General features: G+C 62.3%; 2 protein-coding genes. Both read right to left on the bottom strand.

Annotated elements, in window-relative coordinates:
- Positions 1-26: 26 nt before the first annotated feature.
- Entirely contained in the window at positions 27-1,649 is a 1,623-nt protein-coding gene (locus IVB32_RS37660; protein WP_085349651.1) for an ABC transporter substrate-binding protein, read from the bottom strand.
- Between the two features lie 261 nt (positions 1,650-1,910).
- Positions 1,911-2,858 carry an aminoglycoside 3'-phosphotransferase/choline kinase family protein gene (locus tag IVB32_RS37665; protein WP_247370480.1) on the bottom strand — a complete coding sequence of 316 codons (948 nt, stop codon included), beginning with the start codon at positions 2,856-2,858 and terminating at the stop codon, positions 1,911-1,913.
- Between the last annotated feature and the right edge of the window lie 87 nt (positions 2,859-2,945).

A 2,945-nucleotide genomic window follows, 5' to 3' on the forward strand; every position in this document is an offset into this window, starting at 1 on the left:
ACGCGACCATCTCGCCCGCCATCCCCTTACCCCTTCGCCATCGCGCGATAATCCAGCCTCCGGTGGAACCAATATTGGTAGCCGCTGATGTTCTTCTGCATCGCGACGTTGACGAACGGCTGGTACAGCGGGATGCGCGGGATGTCGCTGTAGGCGAGGTCGACGAAGCCCTTCACGTCGGTGTCGTAGGTCGCGGTGTCGCCGGTCGCGGCGGCCGCGCGTGCGCCGTCGATCAGCTTGTCCATCTCCGCCGACTTGTAGCTCATGGTGTTGAAGACGGAATTATTGCCGTGATAGCACCAGTAGAAGAAGTATTCGGGGTAATCGAGCCAGCCCGAGAATACGTTGGTGAAGAGTGGCATTTCCTTCTTGTTCAATTCGGTGCGCCAGTTGGCGCCGGGCACCTTGTTGATGGTGGTCTTGATGCCGATCTGGGCCAGGCTCTCCTGCACCAGCACGCAGAGCGGCTCGTTGACGCCGGCGAAGTTGAGGTCGAACGAGATCGTGGTCTCGAAGCCGTTCGGGTAGCCGGCCTCGGCCAGCAGCGCCTTCGCCTTGTCCATGTCGGTGTTGTATTTGTGCGGCTGCGGCCAGGCGACTTCGGTTGGCTTGTCCTTGGGCGCGCCGAACATCGGGTTAGCCAGCCCGAACATCACCGCGTCCATGATCTTCTGATAGGGAATCGCGCAGGCGACCGCCTGACGTACCTTGGGATTGTCGAACGGCGGCTTGGTCACGTTCATGCCGATATACTGGATGCCGTTGGAGAACGGCAGCGACACCACGTTGAGCTTGCCGCTCGCCTTCATCTCCTGGAAATCCTTGAACGGCAGCTCATAGGAGATGTCGGCGTCGCCGCGCTCCAGCAGCGCGCGGCGATTGCCGGCCTGCGGCACCATGCGCCAGATCACGCGCTTGATCTTCGGCAGCGGGCCGCCGACCCAATCGTCGTTGCGCTCCATCACCACTTCGGTGCCGGCGGTCCACTTCGTCACCTTGTAGGCGCCGGAGCCCGCGGTCTGCTGCTTGGTGAATTCGAGTCCCCAGGGATCCTTCTCGCTGGCGTTCTTCTTCACCAGCTCGGAATTGATGATGCAGGGCACGATCACCGCGAGATCGGGGATCGTCAGCTTGTCCTTCTTCAGGAAGTCGACACGTACCGTGTAGTCGTCGATCACGACGAACTGCTCGGGTTTCGTGAGCGAGCCCGCGCTCATCTGGAAGGTGGGGAATCCGCCGACGCTGACGGCTCGGTCGAGCGACCACTTCACGTCCTTGGCGGTCACAGGCGCGCCGTCGTGGAATTTGGCGTTCTTCTTCAGCTTGAAGGTGACCGACATGTCGTCGATCTTGAAGTCCTCGGCGAGTTCGCCCTTGAACTTGTCGCGGTCGTAATAGGGCACGCCGCCGGGGCCGGTCTTCATCTCGTGGCTGAGCAGGCGGTCGTAGCAATTCCAGGACACCTCATAGCCGGGCACGTTGGTGCCGACGCCGTGGATATCGAGATTGTTGGGGCCGCCTTCCGAGACGATCAGCAGCGTCTCCGAGCGCGCATCGGCCTTGGCCGACGAGATCACGGACGGCATGGCCGGAAGCGCCGCGCCTGCGGCCAATCCGGAAACGGACTTGAGGAAATCGCGGCGCTTCATGGAATGGCTCCAACACAAAAGTTTTCTGGTTGGAACTGGATTCGCAAGGTTCGTGCCAAGGCTTAAGCAAGGATTAAACCAGCATAAGCCTATGAAATGTTTATAGGAAAAGGCTGCTATCCGGGCCGTCGATCAGAAGCCAAGCCGTCGGACATTGCATACAAACAGGTATATTTGCCTAAAAAATAGGCTTTCGACAATACCAGCCTATTGCGTGAGCGCGTCTCGCCCCTAGGTGGCGCGGCTATCGATCGCGGCCCGTCACCCCGGCCAGATCAGCTCCTGAAGTTCGACCAGATCATCCGCCTGCTCCTGCCAGCCCTCGATGCAGATGTGGCTGTTGAGGTCGCTGGCGCGATGCAGCAGCAACTGGGCCATCAGCCGTCGCTTGAGCGCGAAGTCGAGCTTCGCATAGCCAAAGCCTTCGAGCAGGTTGCGCACCCTGCCCGGCCGGCCCGCTGCCATGAAGGCGCTAGGGCCGAGCAGATCGTAGTCCCGCCATCCCGCCAGCACGTCGCCGAAGTCGAACAGGCCGGCGAGCGACCATTGATCGTCGTGGCGGGCGAGCAGGAAGTTCTCCGGAATGTATTCGCCGATCAGGATCACCGGCGACGCATCCATCGGAATGAGCGCGGCCGCATCACGCAGGAGATCGTCGAGGCCGGCGAGGAATTTCGGCGCCAGGCCGAGACGCGTGTGCCGCGCCTTGCAGCCCTGCATCTGGGCCCGCATGAAGTCGTCCCAGCGCGGCTGGATCTGCGCGAGTGAGCCGAGCGGCGCGCGCTGCACGGCGGCGATGGTCTCGCCGATCTGTCGCAGCACGCGCTCCTTCTGCGCTTCCGGCAACGACGGCCAGACCTCCGAGCCGAGCGTGCCGGCAAGGCGTGTGATGATCAGATAAGGCCAGCCGTCGCGATCGCCTTCCGCGACGATCTCGGGAATTGGCAAATCAATGCGACCGGCAAGTTGGGCCAGCGAGCCGTGCTCGGAGACGAACTGCGCGCGGAGCAGCGGCGGGAAGATTTTCAGGATCAGGCGATCGCCGAGCCCGACCACGAGATTGGTGCCGGTCGCAAAGACGTGCGGCGCGCTGGCATCGAGATCGTGGCTGCGGGCGATGTCGAGCGCGATCGGCAGCCATCGCGGAGGGTCGGCGCGAAAGGCGCGAAAGCTTGCCGCGTCGGCGCAGTGAGGGAGTTTCATCGACATCGTAACCTAACGGCTGTTGAGCTCGTCATGATCCGGGCTTGTCCCGGGCATCCACGTTCTTCGTGCTGCGGCCAAGGCGTGGATGGG

Origin of the sequence: Bradyrhizobium sp. 23, assembly GCF_023073295.1 — a bacterium.
GTDB classification, from domain to species: Bacteria; Pseudomonadota; Alphaproteobacteria; order Rhizobiales; family Xanthobacteraceae; genus Bradyrhizobium; species Bradyrhizobium canariense_D.